At 71.4% G+C, this 14,755-nt stretch carries 14 protein-coding genes; 2 read left to right on the top strand and 12 right to left on the bottom strand.

Annotated elements, in window-relative coordinates:
- Positions 1–54 precede the first annotated feature (54 nt).
- The 3 genes from L0984_RS08720 to L0984_RS08710 form a co-directional block, all read right to left on the bottom strand.
- Positions 55–522, bottom strand: a complete 468-nt coding sequence (locus L0984_RS08720; protein ID WP_234193309.1) for a hypothetical protein — start codon at positions 520–522, stop codon at positions 55–57.
- Entirely contained in the window at positions 519–3,677 is a 3,159-nt protein-coding gene (locus L0984_RS08715; protein ID WP_234193308.1) for a beta strand repeat-containing protein, read from the bottom strand. The genes L0984_RS08720 and L0984_RS08715 overlap by 4 nt, the downstream gene beginning before the upstream one ends.
- A gap of 75 nt (positions 3,678–3,752) precedes the next feature.
- Positions 3,753–4,121, bottom strand: coding sequence for a hypothetical protein (locus L0984_RS08710; RefSeq protein ID WP_017757875.1), 369 nt, complete (start codon positions 4,119–4,121; stop codon positions 3,753–3,755).
- Between the two features lie 498 nt (positions 4,122–4,619).
- Between L0984_RS08710 and L0984_RS08705 the strand changes: the two genes are divergently transcribed.
- Positions 4,620–5,228, top strand: coding sequence for a hypothetical protein (locus L0984_RS08705; RefSeq protein WP_234193307.1), 609 nt, complete (start codon positions 4,620–4,622; stop codon positions 5,226–5,228).
- Positions 5,229–5,249: 21 nt separating this feature from the next.
- Here the strand turns inward: L0984_RS08705 and L0984_RS08700 are convergent, their stop codons facing one another.
- From L0984_RS08700 to L0984_RS08675, 6 genes are all read right to left on the bottom strand, one after another.
- Entirely contained in the window at positions 5,250–5,489 is a 240-nt protein-coding gene (locus L0984_RS08700; protein WP_234193306.1) for a cysteine-rich CWC family protein, read from the bottom strand.
- Entirely contained in the window at positions 5,482–6,501 is a 1,020-nt protein-coding gene (locus tag L0984_RS08695) for a serine/threonine protein kinase (protein WP_234193305.1), read from the bottom strand. Before L0984_RS08695 ends, L0984_RS08700 begins: the two co-directional genes overlap by 8 nt.
- Before the next feature lie 57 nt (positions 6,502–6,558).
- Positions 6,559–7,674, bottom strand: a complete 1,116-nt coding sequence (locus L0984_RS08690; RefSeq protein WP_234193304.1) for a DUF2855 family protein — start codon at positions 7,672–7,674, stop codon at positions 6,559–6,561.
- A gap of 126 nt (positions 7,675–7,800) precedes the next feature.
- The gene (locus L0984_RS08685) at positions 7,801–8,931 is read right to left on the bottom strand and encodes a CaiB/BaiF CoA transferase family protein (protein WP_234193303.1); all 1,131 of its coding nucleotides are present in this window, start codon (positions 8,929–8,931) and stop codon (positions 7,801–7,803) included.
- Positions 8,932–8,948: 17 nt separating this feature from the next.
- Complete coding sequence (locus tag L0984_RS08680; RefSeq protein WP_234193302.1) at positions 8,949–9,935, bottom strand: Bug family tripartite tricarboxylate transporter substrate binding protein; 987 nt, start codon at positions 9,933–9,935, stop codon at positions 8,949–8,951.
- Positions 9,936–10,069: 134 nt separating this feature from the next.
- Positions 10,070–11,794 (bottom strand): acyl-CoA dehydrogenase family protein, encoded by a 1,725-nt coding sequence (locus tag L0984_RS08675; protein WP_234193301.1) that lies wholly within the window; start codon positions 11,792–11,794, stop codon positions 10,070–10,072.
- Positions 11,795–11,921: 127 nt separating this feature from the next.
- Here L0984_RS08675 and L0984_RS08670 point away from each other — a divergent pair, with 127 nt between their 5' ends.
- The gene (locus tag L0984_RS08670) at positions 11,922–12,812 is read left to right on the top strand and encodes a LysR family transcriptional regulator (protein ID WP_234193300.1); all 891 of its coding nucleotides are present in this window, start codon (positions 11,922–11,924) and stop codon (positions 12,810–12,812) included.
- Positions 12,813–12,885: 73 nt separating this feature from the next.
- Here the strand turns inward: L0984_RS08670 and L0984_RS08665 are convergent, their stop codons facing one another.
- From L0984_RS08665 to L0984_RS08655, 3 genes are all read right to left on the bottom strand, one after another.
- A complete protein-coding gene (locus tag L0984_RS08665) occupies positions 12,886–13,311 on the bottom strand; it encodes an organic hydroperoxide resistance protein (RefSeq protein WP_234193299.1) in 426 nt (141 codons plus the stop codon).
- Between the two features lie 48 nt (positions 13,312–13,359).
- Positions 13,360–13,809, bottom strand: coding sequence for a MarR family winged helix-turn-helix transcriptional regulator (locus tag L0984_RS08660; RefSeq protein ID WP_234193298.1), 450 nt, complete (start codon positions 13,807–13,809; stop codon positions 13,360–13,362).
- 95 nt (positions 13,810–13,904) lie between these two features.
- Positions 13,905–14,723 (bottom strand): crotonase/enoyl-CoA hydratase family protein, encoded by an 819-nt coding sequence (locus L0984_RS08655; RefSeq protein WP_234193297.1) that lies wholly within the window; start codon positions 14,721–14,723, stop codon positions 13,905–13,907.
- Positions 14,724–14,755 lie beyond the last annotated feature (32 nt).

The following is a 14,755-nucleotide window of genomic DNA, read 5'->3' as shown; positions in this document are numbered from 1 at the left end:
GGCTTTGTTGTTATCGGTACGCGGTGGTGCGGCCCGCGCGGGCCGGGCCGTGCGTCAGCGGCCGTTATTGAGCACGGTGATGTTCTCCACCCCCTTGCCGTCGACGAACAGCGTCACGTTGCCGCTCACGTTGCCCTGGATCGTCGGGCTCGCGATGCGCAGCTGGCCGTCGGCCCCCTGCTGGACGTTGCTGTAGTCGGTGCGGACCACCAGGTTGGTCTGGTTGGCCGGCAGCTTGAGCGTGCCGTCGGGCTGCACCAGCGCCTGCTGGTCCACCACCTTGTTCTGCTCCAGCGCCTTGGCCACGCGGGCGCGGGCCGTGACGCCGGGCGTGACGCCGTCGATCAGCTTCACGCCCGCGTCCTTGTTGTCCTTGTAGTTGCCCAGTTGCTCGCTGTAGTTGACGAGCTGGGCCTGCGCCCCGCCGGCCAGCAGCAGGGCGGCGGCGGCGGCGGCGACAAGGGGCCACCGTGGTGTGCGTGCGTGCATGATGAAGAAGGTCTCCAGAGTGGGTTGAATCACATGTTGAGCACCGTCACCGCCGGGCCCACGGTCACGCTGCGGTTGACCACGCCGGTGGAGGGCAGGGTGATCGTCTTGCCGACGCTGGCCGCCCAGGGGGCGCCGCCAGCCACGCCCGCCGAGCCGGCCAGCACGCCCACATTGCGCACGCTGGCGGTGGTGGTGCCCATGCCGGCGCGGGCGTTGTTGCCCACGATGGTCACGCTGCCGGTGATGACGCCGCGGTTGATGACCGAGTTGGCCGTGCCGCCCATGCCGGCCGAGCCCTGGTTGCCCGCGATGGTCACCTTGCCGGCCATGGTGCCGGTGTTGACCAGGGAGTTGACCGTGCCGCCGTTGGACGCCGTGCCGCGGTTGCCCACGATGGCCACCGCGCCGCTCAGGTTGCCGCGGTTGACCACGCTGTTGACCACGCCGCCGCCGCTGGCCGTGCCCTGGTTGCCGAGGATGGTGATGTTGGCCGCCAGGTTGCCGGTGTTGCGCACGCTGTTGGCCAGGCTACCGTTGCCGCGCGCGCTGCCCGTGTTGCCGGCGATGTGCACATTGCCCGTCGCACGGCCGCTGTTGACGAAGGAATTGACCGTGCCGCCGTCCTGCGCGCTGCCCTGGTTGCCCAGGATGGTGATCTGCCCGCCGGCCAGCGTGCCGCCGTTGTCCACGCTGTTGGCCGTGCCCTTGCGCGCCACCTGGCCCTGGTTGCCGCTGATGGTCACGCGGCTGCCGGCCATGCTGCCGCGGTTGCGCACCGTGTTGGCGATGGCGTCCCCGCCATCGGCCTGCACGGTGGCGCGGTTGCCGTCGATGCCGATCTGCGCACCGCTGATGCGGCCTTCGTTGACCAGGCTGTTGGCCGCCGCCACATGGCCGCCCTGGGCCTGCACGCCCTGCGCCTGGTTGCCGCGCAGGCTGACGCTGCTGCCTTCCAGCGTCGCGTTCTCGTCCAGCAGCACGCTGTTGGCCAGCGCCAGGGCCTGGTCACCGCGCACCTGGCCGGCCATGTTGTCGGCCAGCGCCAGGCTGCTGCCCCGCAACTGGCCCAGCACCTGCACCGCGTTGGCATAGGCCTGGCCCACGCCGCCGCTGACGGCCTTGCCGAAGAGCGTGCCTTCCTTGCCGCTGCTGCGCACGTCGCTGGCCTGGTTGCCGGTCAGCGTGACCGGGCTGGCCTGGACATCGCCCTGGCCGTTGACGGCCAGCGCGTTGGCATTCACCCGGCCGCCATCGGCCTGCAGCTGGCGCGCCGTGTTGCCGCGCACCGTGAGTGGCGACGACGCCAGCCGCGCGCCGCCCTCGCCTTCGAGGTACAGGCCGTTGGCGACCAGGATGCCGTTCTTCGCCGAGCCGGCGCCCATGGCCTGGCCCGAGCCGCCGCCTGCCGTCACGTCGCTGGCCTGGTTGTCGGCCAGCGTCACCGGGCTGCCCGAGAGCTGCGAGTCGCGGTAGACGCCCAGGGCATTGACCAGCGCCGTGCCGCCCGGCGCCCTCACGTTGGACGCGCGGTTGCCCGTCACCTGCAGGGTGGAGCCGCCGTCGGCGCGCGCGTTCTGGTGCAGCACCACCGCATTGACGGCCGCGCGTGCGTTCTGGTCGGTCGAGGCCAGGCCGCCCGCGACCGCGCCCGAGGCGGCGCCGGTGGAAACCTGGCGGGCACTGTTGTCCTGCACCGTGGTGCGGGCCGACAGGCGCGATGCGCCGCCGTCGCCCTTTTCCACGCTCACCGCGTTGGCCACCAGCTTGCCGCCGCGCGACGAGAGGCCCGAGGCCTGGTTGCCGAGGATGTCGACGCGGCCCGCGTCCACCTCGGAACCCAGCACGCCCAGGCTGTTGACCAGCGCCATCGCGTTCTGCTCGCCCGAGGCGATCAGGCCGCCCGCGGCGCTGCCCTGGAAGCCGGTGGTGGCGACGTTGTCGGCCTTGTTGTCCTGGATGACCACGCTGGTGGCGCGCGTGGTGGCCTTGCTCAGCCACACGCTGTTGGCCACGGCCGCGCCGCCGTTGGCGCGCACGCCGTCTGCCACGTTGCCGCTGACCGTGTGCCGGGTGCTGCCCTCGACGCTGCCGCCCTGCACCGAGATGCTGTTGGCCAGCGCCACGGCAGCCATCTGCACATCGGCCAGCGCGCCGCCCAGCACCGAGCCGCTGCCGCCATCGGCATCGACGCGGGTGGCGCGGTTGTTGGCGATCTGCGCGCTGTACTGGCGCAGCGCGGCGCCCTGGTAGTCGGCCAGGTTCAGGCTGTTGGCCAGGGCGCTGCCGCCCGTGGCCGTGATCGATTCGGCCTGGTTGCCCTGCTGCAGCAGCCGTGCGCCTTCGAGCCGGCTGTTGGCGGCCGTCAGCGCATTGGCCGCGGCCACGCCGCTGAGTTGCGCCGAGGCGATGGCGCCCCAGCCCACGCTGGCGCTGCCGCCACCGGCGCGCACATCGCGGGCGCGGTTGTCGGTCTGGGTGATCTGCAGGTCGTCCACCGGCGTGCGGGCCAGGGTGCTGCCGTTGGCAATGGCCGCGCCGCCGAGCGAGGCCACGCCTTCGGCACGGTTGCCCGTGACGTCGGCGCGTAGGCGGCGCAGGTCGCTCTCGTCGGCCAGCAGGCCGTTGGCCGTGGCGCGCCCGGGCAGTTGCAGCGAGCCCGCGCCGAGCGCCACCGACGCCTTGGCGCCGTGGGCCTCGATGCGGCTCGCCTGGTTGTTCTGGATCTGGATGCGGCTGTCGGCCAGCGGCCGGCGGCCCTGGCCGCCCGACAGCAGCACGCTGTTGGCCGAAGCCGCGCCGCCGATGGCCCGCACGAAGCCGCTGACCTGGTTCTGCAGCACCGACACCTGCGTGTTGCGCGTGTCGAGTGCGGACAGGCCGATCATGTTGGCCTGCGAGGTGGCGATGAGCTCGGCCGAGCCGGCGATGCCGGCGCCCACCGTGGCCTTGCCGCCACCGGCCATCACCTCGCCGGTGGCGCGGTTGCCCGTGTTGCGGGCGCTGCTGCCGCTCTCCAGCGTGGAGCCGGGGCGCTCGGTGATCCAGCCCAGCCCGTGCAGCACGCTTTCCTGCGCCTGCACGCCGGTCGTCGCCAGGCCGGCCAAGCCGCCGCACACGAGGGCGAGGGCATGGACGAGGGCGGTGTTCTTCTTTCGTGGGGCCTGGGGCACGGGCACGGTCTCCATCCGGTGTCCGGGACGGCGGGCGGATCAGCCCTCCCGCCCGGTGGCCGTCCCGGCGCACCGAGCGGGGGCGTCCGCTCAGTTGATGTTGACGGAGTTGACGTTGGCGGTGCCGCCGATGGCCTTGATGGTGTCGGCCTCGTTGCCGCTCACGGTGATCTCGCTGTTGCGCACCTTCGAGCCGGTGATGTTCACGGAGTTGACGTTGGCCATGCCGGTCATGCTGACGTTGGCGCCGACCTTCATCACGCCGGCCTCGCCGCCGCCAGCCAGCACGTCGCGGGCCTTGTTGCCGCTGACGGTGATGCGGCTGTTGGTGATCTCGGAACCGGTGGATCCGCTGGCCTTGCCCACGCCCGGGATGGTGACGGCGCCGCTCTGCGCAAAAGCGGGGGCGCACAAGCCGGCCATGAGGGCGACGGCACCGGCTGCAACGAATTTCTTCATGAAAGGGACTCCTGTTGGATGCGATGAGAGATGGGTTGAAGCGCGGTCCGCTCGGGACCACGGACCGCAATCTATCGGCGTCCCGGATGTCGCTTTGACATAGATGTAAGTCGCTGTGTTGCTCACATTTTTTTGCGTTTGCTTCCAAATCCCGCGCCGGAGTGTGAAGAATTTCGCGGTCTGGACTCCGTAGGCCAAGACGCATGGGAGGCGTCGTCCTCAGCTCCCTCCGGGTCAGGTTGTGCACCAAAGTGGTCAGTTTTCGGGGCCAGCGAAGGGGTGGCGAGCCTTAACGGAAGCTGAAGGGGGTTGTCAAACCCGAAGTCGTGCCGCTGAAACGAATTCGCGGTCAGGCTGGACACAATTTGGAAACAGGCGTTCACAAACCCGGCATGGCCGTAACCGTCCGTCGGCCTTCTCTGGCGTGCGCCGGTCGATCCGGCCCGCACACTGCGGCCGTGTTCCATTGACCTTCAGACCATGTTTTTGAGAAGAACGATGCCCCGGCGCCTGCCGGTGGCGCTGGCTGCCGTGCTGGCCGGCGCGGCCCTGCTCCAGGGATGCGAGCGCAATGCGGCCGGTGGCGACATCCGCTATCCCGACGACGCCGCCATCGCGCAGGCCCTGCGTCAGAACTTTGGCGAGGACCCGGACAACACCAAGGCCCGCGAACTGATCCAGACCCTGGGCGGGGCAGAGGGCCAGCTCGACTACAAGGTGCGCCGCGTGATCTGGCGCCAGGGCAGCTTCGAGGTGCACTACGACGCCAGCCTGCGCATGGCCCAGGGCGGCGAGCAGAGCCTGCAGCGCCTGTACGCCACCATGATCCCCAAGGAAGAGGCCGCCAAGCTGCCCGACCAGAGCCTCAAGGCGCAGGAGGACTGGCTCAACGCCCAGGCCGACGCGCTGGCGCGCAGCGATGCCGCGCAGGGCCAGTCGCTCAAGGCCAGCCTGGAGAACCTGGGCCGTTGCTACCGCCAGGCCAAGGCCGGCGACACCGTGCCGCTGATGGAAGGCCTGCACGCGCTGCTGTCGCCCGCGCGCGAAGGGCTGTACGCGGAGCGCCTGCAGGCGCCCGGCGTGCAGCTCAAGTGCCTGCCGCTGTAAGCCCGCGGTAAAGGCGCGGCCTCAGGCGCCTGTCGCGTCGGATGGGCTGGCCTTGGCGACGCAGCGCTGGCAGATGCAGGCCAGTCCCTGCGCTTCGGCCGGCACCTGGACCCGCAGCGCAGGCGGGATGGCCACCGTCATGCACCAGCAGTCGGTGCACGGCTCGCCGCTGCAGCGCGCCGCTTCGGCGCCGCAGGCATTGGGCTGGCCGCAGAAGGGGCACAGACCGGCGTCGATGGGGGCGGCCGCGGCTTCAGGCATGGAGAGGCTCCTCGGCCATCGCCTCGCACTGTTCCTGCAGCATCTGGATCTGGCCCTTCCAGTAGTCGCTGCTGCCGAACCAGGGGAAGTTGATCGGGAAGATCGGGTCCTGCCAGCGGCGGGCGAGCCAGGCGCTGTAGTGCAGCAGGCGCAGGGTGCGCAGCGGCTCGATCAGCGCCAGCTCGCGGCGGTCGAACTCGCGCATCTGCTCGTAGCCGTCGAGCAGGCCCGACAGCTGCGCGGTGCGCTGCGCGCGGTCGCCCGAGAGCAGCATCCACAGGTCCTGCACGGCCAGGCCGGTGCGGGCGTCGTCCAGGTCGACGAAGTGCGGGCCGCCGCCGGGCCGGTCGGTGGGCGTCCAGAGGATGTTGCCGGGATGGCAGTCGCCGTGCACCCGAAGCCAGCGCAGGTCGCCAGCGGGTCGGCTCGTGTCCAGGGCCGTGGTGCCGATCATTGCGAGCGCCTCGTTGCAGGCGGCTTCCCATTCTTTCTGCACGTCCAGCGGAACCATGTCGTGCGCCAGCAGCCAGTCGCGCGAGGTGGTGCCGAAGCTCGCCAGGTCCAGCGCGGGCCGCTCGACAAAGGGCTTCTTGCGGCCCACGGCGTGGATGCGCGCGAGGAAGCGGCCCACCCACTCCAGCACCTCGAAGTCGTCCAGCTCGGGTGCGCGCCCGCCGCGCGAGGGGCTCACCGCGAAGGCGAAGCCGCCATGGTGGTGCAGCGTGCGGCCTTCCAGCGCCAGCGGCGCGACGACGGGGATGTCGTCCGCGGCCAGCTCGGTGGCGAAGTCGTGCTCCTCCTGGATCTGCGCGTCGCTCCAGCGGCCGGGCCGGTAGAACTTGACGACCACGTTCGAGCGGTCTTCCAGGCCCACCTGGTAGACGCGGTTCTCGTAGGAGTTGAGCGTCAGCAGCCGGCCGTCGCCGTACAGGCCGACGCTGGCCAGCGCGTCGAGCACCGCGTCCGGCGTGAGGGATTCGTAAGGGTGGCCGAGGGCCGGGGTGTCAGGCATCGAGGCATTGTCGGCCTCGTGCCGCCGCGGCACGCCGGTGGTGTCTTGCGCCGCGGTTCAGGGGGCGAGCGACACGACGTGCGCCGCGCGCGGATCGCCCCGCCCGTGCATCACCGTGGGCCACAGCGCCTGCAGCGCCGCGCCGCCCCGGTGCTGCTGCACCTGCAGCCAGGGCGCATCGGCCTGCGTGGCGCGGCCGGTGAAGGCCTGCCAGCCCTCCGCCAGCTTCTGGCCGAAGGCCTCGGCACCCCACTCGCCAGTGCGCTTCTTGATCTGTGTCGGCGCGAAGAAGAAGGTGGCGCGCGGTCCGGGCAGCGTCTTGGCCGTGCCCTCGGGTGCGCGCTGGTCCACATGCGTGTTGCCGATCACCATGCTGTAGCGCAGCTGGCCGAAGCGCTCGTGGATGGCACGGCGCAGCTCGCCGTTGCCGGCGAAGTCCACGTAGACGCAGGGCGCGTCGGCGGCGATGCGGTCCAGCTCGCCATAGGCCAGTACCTCGTCGTAGCAGCCCAGGCCTTCGCAGAAGGCACGGTTGCGGTCGGAGGTGAGGCCGACCACGCGCACGTCGGGCCGCTGCGCCAGCTGGAAGGCGGTGCCGTAGGCCGTCTTGCTCGATGCGCTGGACAGCAGCACCGTGGCCCGCCCGCCCTCGGCGGCGCCGAAGAAGGCGTTGTCGCCCAGGAAGTCGTCGATCAGCCACGAGGTGATGAACAGCGGCCGCAGCAGCGCCTGGATGTCCTCCGTGTCGGCGGTGTAGAGCGGATCGCTGGCGCAGCGGAAGTACTGGTTGTAGACCGCCGGCAGCTCGGCCCGGTGGGCCGCCATGTCGGTGAAGCGCTCTTGCGAGAGCCGCCCGGGCGTCAGCACCACCTTGGACGACGTGGGGAAGAAGCCGTACACCCGCTCGCCCACCGCCACGCCCGCGTGGGTGGACTGCAGCACCCGCGCGAAGCCCCACACCGGCACGAAGCGCGCGTCGTCCTCGCCGGTGGGAAAGAAGCGCCAGTAGCCCATGGCGTCGCCGAAGGCGGCATAGGTGACGTTGTTGGCCGTGAGCGCGAAACGGTCGATGCCCAGGCGCACCTGACCGGGTTCGAGCGGGCTGTCCTCGCGCTCGCGCAGGCGCGTCTGGCCGAGGTCGGTGGGATGGACGAGGAAGTCGGTGGTGGGCATGCGTCGGGTCTCCGGCGGGGGAGTGCGCACCTTAGCGGCTGCGCGACCGGCCTGCGACGGGACAAGCCTGGACGCCGTCGCCTGGGTGACGCCCGTGCTTCACGCGCGCCGTCGGCGCGCCCCGTTTCAGTCCCGCGGCGCGAACCGGTCGCCCGGCGTCAGCGGCACATGCCGGTAGCTGGCCGGCGTGCGGTCCAGCTTGATCGGCGAGCCCAGCCCGCGCCAGCCGCCCTCCATCTCCACCACCATGCCGCGGTGCGCCGTGTGCGGATGCCGCAGGGCCGCTTCCACGTCCAGCACCGGCGCTGCGGGCACACCCGCGGCCATCAGGTCCTCCACCAGCGCGCGGCCGTCCAGGGTGGCCATCTGCGCCTCCAGCACCGTCTTGAGCGCATCGCGGTGGGCGGAGCGGGCGCCGGCGGTGGCGTAGTCGGGCAGCTCCGACAACCCGGGCACGCCGATCACACGGCAGAAGGCCGCGAACTGCCGGTCGTTGCCCACGGCCACGAACACCGGGTCGGTGCCCGTGCGCAGCGCGTCGTAGGGGTAGATGTTGGGATGCGCATTGCCGGTGCGCTTGGGCGCGCGGCCGTCCATGAACCAGTTGGCCGCATGCGGGTGCAGCAGCGCGAGGCCGCTGTCGTACAGCGCCGCCTCCACCAGCTGGCCGCGGCCGCTGCGCTCGCGCTCCTGCAGGGCCATCAGCACGCCCAGCGCGGCATTCATGCCGGTCACCATGTCCACCACCGGCAGGCCCACGCGCAGCGGGCCGCCGTCGGCCTCGCCGTTGATGCTCATGATGCCGGTCATGGCCTGCACCGCGGCGTCGTAGCCGGGCAGCGCGCCCAGCGGGCCGTCGCTGCCGAAGCCGGTGACGCGGCACCACACCAGGCGCGGAAAGCGCTGACACAGTTCGGCCTGGCCGATGCCCCAGCGTTCCATGGTGCCGGTCTTGAAGTTCTCGATCAGCACGTCCGCCTCGGCGATCAGGGCCAGGAGCCGCTCCCGGTCCTCGGCCGTCGTCAGGTCCAGGTGCTGGATGCGCTTGTTGCGGTTGAGCCCGTGGTAGTACGAGGCCACGCCGTCGCGAAACGGCGGGCCCCAGGTGCGGGTGTCGTCGCCGCCGGGCGGCTCCACCTTGAGCACGTCGGCGCCGTGGTCGCCCAGGATCTGCCCGCAGTAGGGCCCGCCGAGGATGCGCGACAGGTCGAGCACGCGGATGCCGGCCAGCGCGCCGGGTTGGGAATGCAGCTGCATGGAAAAGAGCTCTTGCCTCAGTCGAGTTGCGCGCCGGACTGCGCGACCACGCCCTTCCACTTGGCCGTCTCCGCGGCGATGAAGCGGGCCAGCTGCTGCGGCGAGGTGTCGGGCGCGGGCTCCAGGCCCTGCGCGTCGAAGGACTGCTTGACCTTGGGCGAGGCCAGCACCTCCGCGAACTGCCGGTTGAGCAGCGCGATGCGGTCGGCAGGCGTGCCGGCCGGCGCCACGATGCCGAAGAACACGCTGACGTCGTAGCCCTTGTAGCCCTGCTCGGCGATGGTCGGCACCTCGGGCAGCGCGCGCGAGCGTGTGGCCGTGGCCACGCCCAGGGCGCGCAGCTTGCCGGCCTTGATGTAGGGCAGGGCGGTGAGGATGTCGGTGAAGGTCATGCTCACCTGCCCGCCCAGCAGGTCGTTGAGGGCCGGTCCGGTACCCTTGTAGGGCACGTGCAGGATCTCGGTGCCCGCCATGCTGTTGAACAGCACGCCCGCCAGGTGCGACGAGGCGCCGTTGCCCGACGAGGCATAGCTCAGCTTGTTGGGGTTGGCCTTGGCATAGGCGACCAGCTCCTTCACGTCCTTGGCCGGCAGCGCGGGGTTGACCACCAGGATGTTGGGCAGGTGCCCCACCTGGATGACGGGCGCGAAGCTCTTGGTGGGGTCGTAGCCGATCCTGCGGTACAGGCTCACGTTGATGGCCAGCGGGCCCGAGGTGCCGAACATCAGCGTGTGGCCATCGGCCTCGGCCCGCGCCACGTACTCGGCACCGATGTTGCCGCCGGCGCCGGCGCGGTTCTCGACCACCATGGGCTGGCCCAGGCGGGTGCTCATCTCGGCGGCCAGCGTGCGGGCCATGGCGTCGGTCGGGCCGCCGGGCGGGAACGGCACGACGAGCATGACGGGCTTGGACGGGAAGGGCGCCTGCGCGAAGGCCACGGGCATCAGCGCGGCGGCGGTGGCGGCCAGGGCGAACTGGCGGCGGCGAAGAAGGGCTGGGGTCATGGGTGTCTCCGTTTCGTTGTCGGTATCGGGGGGCGGGGGCGGAAAAGCGGTCGGGGCTGCGTGCGCCCATCGGCCTCAACGGCGCAAGAGGCGTGATGCGCGATCGGGCGCCGACCGGCGGGTGCAAGCCCGCGTCAGGCGGGCGTCTGCACGGCGGGCGCGGGCGCCGCGGCCGGCATCGTCTGCCAGCCCGCGGGCAGCGCATCCGGTGCCAGCGGGTCGCGCGGCAGCACGCGGTGCAGCAGCGCCAGCTGCGCCCAGCGCAGCCGGTCGGCCGAACCGGTGCGCACCGCTTCCCACGCCATGGCGGTGGCGCTGGTGCAGTGGTAGAGGGCCGAGGCCGCCTGCCGCGCCAGCACGTCGCCGCCGTCCTGCGTGGCCGTCTCGGCCAAGGCGCAGGCGCGGTCCATGGCCTCGCGCAGCGCCTGCACGAAGGCGGGGGCCAGCGCGTGCCCGGCCTCGGCCAGCAGGCCATCCACATGGGCGCGCAGCACCGGCAGCGAGCCCTCGCGGCGGATGGCGCGCAGCACGTCCAGCGCCACGATGTTGCTGGTGCCTTCCCAGATCGAGCCCAGGTGCGCGTCGCGCACCAGACGCGGATCGCTCCATTCCTCGATGTAGCCGCAGCCGCCACGCACCTCCATGGCGTCGCCGGTGACCTTGCGCGCGTCGCGGCAGGCGCGGAACTTGATGAGCGGTGTGAGGATGCGCAGCAGCGCATAGGCCTGCGCATCGCCGCCGTCGGAGCGCTCCAGCGTGCGCGCGGTCTGGAAGACCATCGTGCGGGCCTGCTCGGCCGGCACGCGCAGCTTGTCGAGCTGGCGCTGCATCAGCGGCATCTGCGCCAGCGTGCGGCCGAAGGCGCGGCGCTCGCGGGCGATGAACTCGGCCTCGGCCACCGCGCGGCGCATCAGGCCGGCGGCGCGCACGCCGTTGGACAGGCGCGAGTTGTTGACCATGTCGGCCATCTGCACGAAGCCGCGGCCGGCCTCGCCCACCAGGTGCGCGACGGCGCCGTCGAGCCGGATCTCGCCACTGGCCATGGAGCGCGTGCCCAGCTTGTTCTTGAGCCGCACGATGCGGTAGTGGTTGAGCGCGCCATTTGGCAGGCGCCGCGGCAGCAGGAAGAGCGAGACGCCCTTCATGCCGGCCGGCGCGCCATCCGCGCGGGCCAGCACCATGGCGAAGTCGGCGTCGGGGTTGGAGCAGAACCACTTGTCGCCCGACAGCCGCCACTGGCCGGCCTCGTCCTGCCAGGCGCGCGTCTCGGTGGCGGCGATGTCGGAGCCTGCGGCCTGTTCGGTCATGAACATGGCGCCCTGGGCCAGTTCGTCGAAGTCCAGCGAGGTGAGTCGCGGCAGGAAGCGCGCCACCAGCTCGGGGCTGCCGAACTTGCGCAGCGTGCGGGTGAGCGAGTCGGTCATCGAGACCGGGCAGCACAGCCCGAACTCGGCCTGCACGAAGAGGAAGGTCAGCGCGTACTTGACCGCAGGCGGCATCTTGCCGCGCCAGCCCAGCGTCTCCTCACGGTGCGACATGGCGCCCAGGCCGAATTCGGCCAGCGCCAGGCGCTCCATCTCCACGTAGGCCGGGTGCTTGACGATGCGCTGTTCGTCCTGGCCGGTGCGGCTGCGCAGGCTGAGCGTCGGCGGGTTCTGGTCGGCGGTGCCGGCCAGCGTGTCCAGCGGGCCGCCGGCCAGGGCGCCCAGCCGCTGCAGGTGCGGCTGCAGGTGGGCGAGCAGCGGCGCGGGCAGGTACAGCGCCAGCAGGCGCTGCAGTTCGGCGTCGGTGGTGTAGAGGTTCTGGCCGTGGCGGTCGGGAATGGCGGCGGTCGCCGCGGGCGGGCGGGTGTCGGGCATGGCGCGTGTCTCCTGGTTCGGTGGCCGGCGTCACGCGAACGGTGGGCGGGCCTTGCGCGCATTGTTGGAAGCCGATCCATGCAGGTCTAATATCGTTTGACACATGTTCCATTCGAAGGAGCTATCGATGGATCTGCGGCAGTTGCGCTACTTCGCCGTGCTGGCCGAGGAGCTGCACTTCGGCCGCGCCGCGCAGCGGCTGGCCATCTCGCAGCCGCCGCTGTCGGTGGCCATCCGCCAGCTGGAGGCACGCCTGGGCGCGCGCCTGTTCGAGCGCACCAGCAAGGCCGTGCGCCTCACGCCGGCGGGCCTCGCGCTGCAGGCCTCGGCTGCCCGGCTGCTGGCCCAGGCTGCCGAGGCCGCGCAGGAGGTGCGCGACGTGGCCGAGGGCTCCGCCGGCCGGCTGCGGGTGGGCTTCGTCGGCGCCATGCTCTACCGCGGGCTGCCCCAGGCGCTGCGGCGCTTCCAGGCGGCGCATCCGCGCGTGAAGCTCAGCCTGACCGAACTCAACTCGGCCGAGCAGACGGCGCGTCTGCAACACGACCAGCTGGACCTGGGCTTCATCCACACCAGCCGCATCCCGGACGAGCTGGCGCAGCGCCTGCTGGTGCGCGAGCCCTTCGTGTGCTGCCTGCCCAGCGGTCACGCGCTGGCGCGTCGGCGCGAGGTGGCGCTGCCGGCCCTGCGCGAGCAGACGCTGGTGCTCTTCTCGCGCGAGGCCTCGCCCGACTACCACGAGCGGATCCTCGACCTATGCGTGGCGGCCGGCTTCGTGCCCCAGGTGCGCCACGAAGTGCGCCACTGGCTGGCCGTGCTGGCGCTGGTGGCCGAAGGCCTGGGCGTGGGGCTGGTGCCGGCCGCCATGCAGCGCGCCGGGCTGCGCGGCGTGGTCTTTCGCCCGCTGGCCGATGCCTCGGGCCAGTCCGAAGCCCACGCCATCTGGCGCCGCGGTCCGCCGCATGTGCATGCGCAGCGGCTGCTGGCGCTGATGGCGGCACCGGCACCGCCAGCGCCCTGAGGCGCCAGTCCGGCAGCGCCAAAAAAAACGCCACCCGAAGGTGGCGTCTTTCATCGCAAGGCGAGCGCGGCGATCAGGCGATCGACAGCTCGACCTCGACGTTGCCGCGGGTGGCGTTGGAGTAGGGGCACACCTCGTGGGCGGCGTCGACCAGCTTCTTCTTCTGCTCGTCGTCCAGGCCCGGCAGGGTGATCGCCAGCTTGGCGGCGATGCCGTAGGCGGCGCCACCCTTGATCGGGCCCAGGGAGACGCTGGCGTCGATGCTCACGTCATCGGGCACCTTCACGCCGACCTTGGGGCCGACGGCCTTCATGGCGCCGATGAAGCAGGCGGAGTAGCCAGCCGCGAACAGCTGCTCGGGGTTGGTGCCGGGCTTGCCGGAGCCGGGGGAGCTCAGCGTCACGTCCAGGGCGCCGTCGCTGGTCTTGCTGGCACCGTCGCGGCCACCGGTGGTGTGGGCCTGGGCGGTGTAGAGCACTTTTTCGAGCTTGTGGGTCATGGTCTTTCTCCTGGGTTGGGTGGGGAAAACAAGGGAGGCAAGGAACGATCAGGCGGCGGACACGCGGTCGCGCAGCGCCTGCAATTGCCGGGTGAGCTGCGAGAGCTCCTCCAGCGAACACTGACTGGCGGCCAGCAGGCACTGCGGCACCTGCACGGCCCGGGCCCGCAGCGTCCGGCCCTCGGCCGTCAGGCGGATCAGCACGCGCCGCTCGTCGGCCACGTCGCGCATGCGGGTGAGATACCCGGTCGCTTCGAGGCGCTTGAGCAGAGGGGTGAGCGTGCCGGAGTCCAGTGACAGCCGTGTGCCGAGGTCCGACACGGTGACGCCATCGGCCTCCCACAGTGCCAGCATCACCAGGTACTGCGGGTAGGTCAACGCCAACTCGTCGAGCAGCGGCTTGTACAGCCGCGTCATGGACAGCGACGCCGAATACAGCGCGAAGCACAGCTGGTTGTCCAGGCTGAGCAGTTCGGCGGTGGTGGGCGTCTTGGGCATGGCTTGGATTGTGCGCGCAATTAAATTGCGCGCAAATCAATCGTGCACAAGACCATGCCGCGGACAGGGCCGCCGTCCCTGTCCGTGCCGCGCCCTCAGCGACCGGTGAAGCGCGCCGGCCGCCGTTCGACGAACGCGCGCACGCCCTCGGCGGCGTCCTCCGTCGTCTGCAGGCGTTGCTGCACCGGGCCGAAGTCGGCCACGGCAGCAGCCTGGCCCAGCTCGATGGCCTTGAGCACGTTCAGGCGCGTGGCGACCACCGCCTGCGGTGCCTGCGCGGCGATGCGGCGGGCGATGCCCAGGGCGACGTCCAGCACCTCGGCCGCCGGCACCACCTTCTGCACGAAGTTGCAGCGGTAGGCCTCGGCGGCATCGAACTCGTCGGCGGTGAGCAGGTGCAGCAGCGCATTGCCCACGCCGGCGCGCTCGGGCATGCGCAGCGTGGCGCCGCCGGTGGGCAGGATGCAGCGCTGTACTTCCATCTGTGAGAAGCGGCAGTCGTCGGCCGCCACCGTGATGTCGGCCCCCAGCATCAGCTCGATGCCCACCGTGTAGCAGATGCCCTTGACGGCCGCGACCATGGGCTTGGTGCGGCGGCGGTAGCCGGGCAGGCCGAAGTCGTGCGGCTCGACCAGGCCCATGGGCGCGAGCTTTTCGCCGCGGCGCAGGTGCTCCACCACCTGCGGCAGGTCCAGCCCGGCGGTGAAGTGGTCGCCGAAGGCATGCAGCACGCCCACGCGCAGATCGGGCTCGTCGTCCAGCCGCGTGTAGGCCTCGGCCAGCTCGCGGAACATGCGCGGCGTCCAGCCGTTGCGCTTGGCCGGGCGGTTGATGCCGATCAGCAGGATGTGCGTGTCGACGACTTCGCAGCTGATGCAGCCTTCGGGCGGTGGGGCGGGGGTCTGGATGTCCATGGGGCCGTGTGTCCTGGGTGTTGTCTCCAGCC

This window comes from Pseudacidovorax sp. NFM-22, from assembly GCF_021401245.1.
Lineage (GTDB): Bacteria > Pseudomonadota > Gammaproteobacteria > Burkholderiales > Burkholderiaceae_C > Xenophilus.
This window is presented reverse-complemented; position numbering and strand designations above follow the sequence as displayed.

Coding starts and splice junctions, on each gene's coding strand:
- L0984_RS08700 (WP_234193306.1), bottom strand. CDS start 5,489: ATGCCTGAAGCCGCGGCCGCCCCCATCGACGCCGGTCTGTGCCCCTTC.
- L0984_RS08680 (WP_234193302.1), bottom strand. CDS start 9,935: ATGACCCCAGCCCTTCTTCGCCGCCGCCAGTTCGCCCTGGCCGCCACC.
- L0984_RS08695 (WP_234193305.1), bottom strand. CDS start 6,501: ATGCCTGACACCCCGGCCCTCGGCCACCCTTACGAATCCCTCACGCCG.
- L0984_RS08690 (WP_234193304.1), bottom strand. CDS start 7,674: ATGCCCACCACCGACTTCCTCGTCCATCCCACCGACCTCGGCCAGACG.
- L0984_RS08710 (WP_017757875.1), bottom strand. CDS start 4,121: ATGAAGAAATTCGTTGCAGCCGGTGCCGTCGCCCTCATGGCCGGCTTG.
- L0984_RS08655 (WP_234193297.1), bottom strand. CDS start 14,723: ATGGACATCCAGACCCCCGCCCCACCGCCCGAAGGCTGCATCAGCTGC.
- L0984_RS08705 (WP_234193307.1), top strand. CDS start 4,620: ATGCCCCGGCGCCTGCCGGTGGCGCTGGCTGCCGTGCTGGCCGGCGCG.
- L0984_RS08665 (WP_234193299.1), bottom strand. CDS start 13,311: ATGACCCACAAGCTCGAAAAAGTGCTCTACACCGCCCAGGCCCACACC.
- L0984_RS08685 (WP_234193303.1), bottom strand. CDS start 8,931: ATGCAGCTGCATTCCCAACCCGGCGCGCTGGCCGGCATCCGCGTGCTC.
- L0984_RS08660 (WP_234193298.1), bottom strand. CDS start 13,809: ATGCCCAAGACGCCCACCACCGCCGAACTGCTCAGCCTGGACAACCAG.
- L0984_RS08670 (WP_234193300.1), top strand. CDS start 11,922: ATGGATCTGCGGCAGTTGCGCTACTTCGCCGTGCTGGCCGAGGAGCTG.
- L0984_RS08675 (WP_234193301.1), bottom strand. CDS start 11,794: ATGCCCGACACCCGCCCGCCCGCGGCGACCGCCGCCATTCCCGACCGC.
- L0984_RS08715 (WP_234193308.1), bottom strand. CDS start 3,677: ATGGAGACCGTGCCCGTGCCCCAGGCCCCACGAAAGAAGAACACCGCC.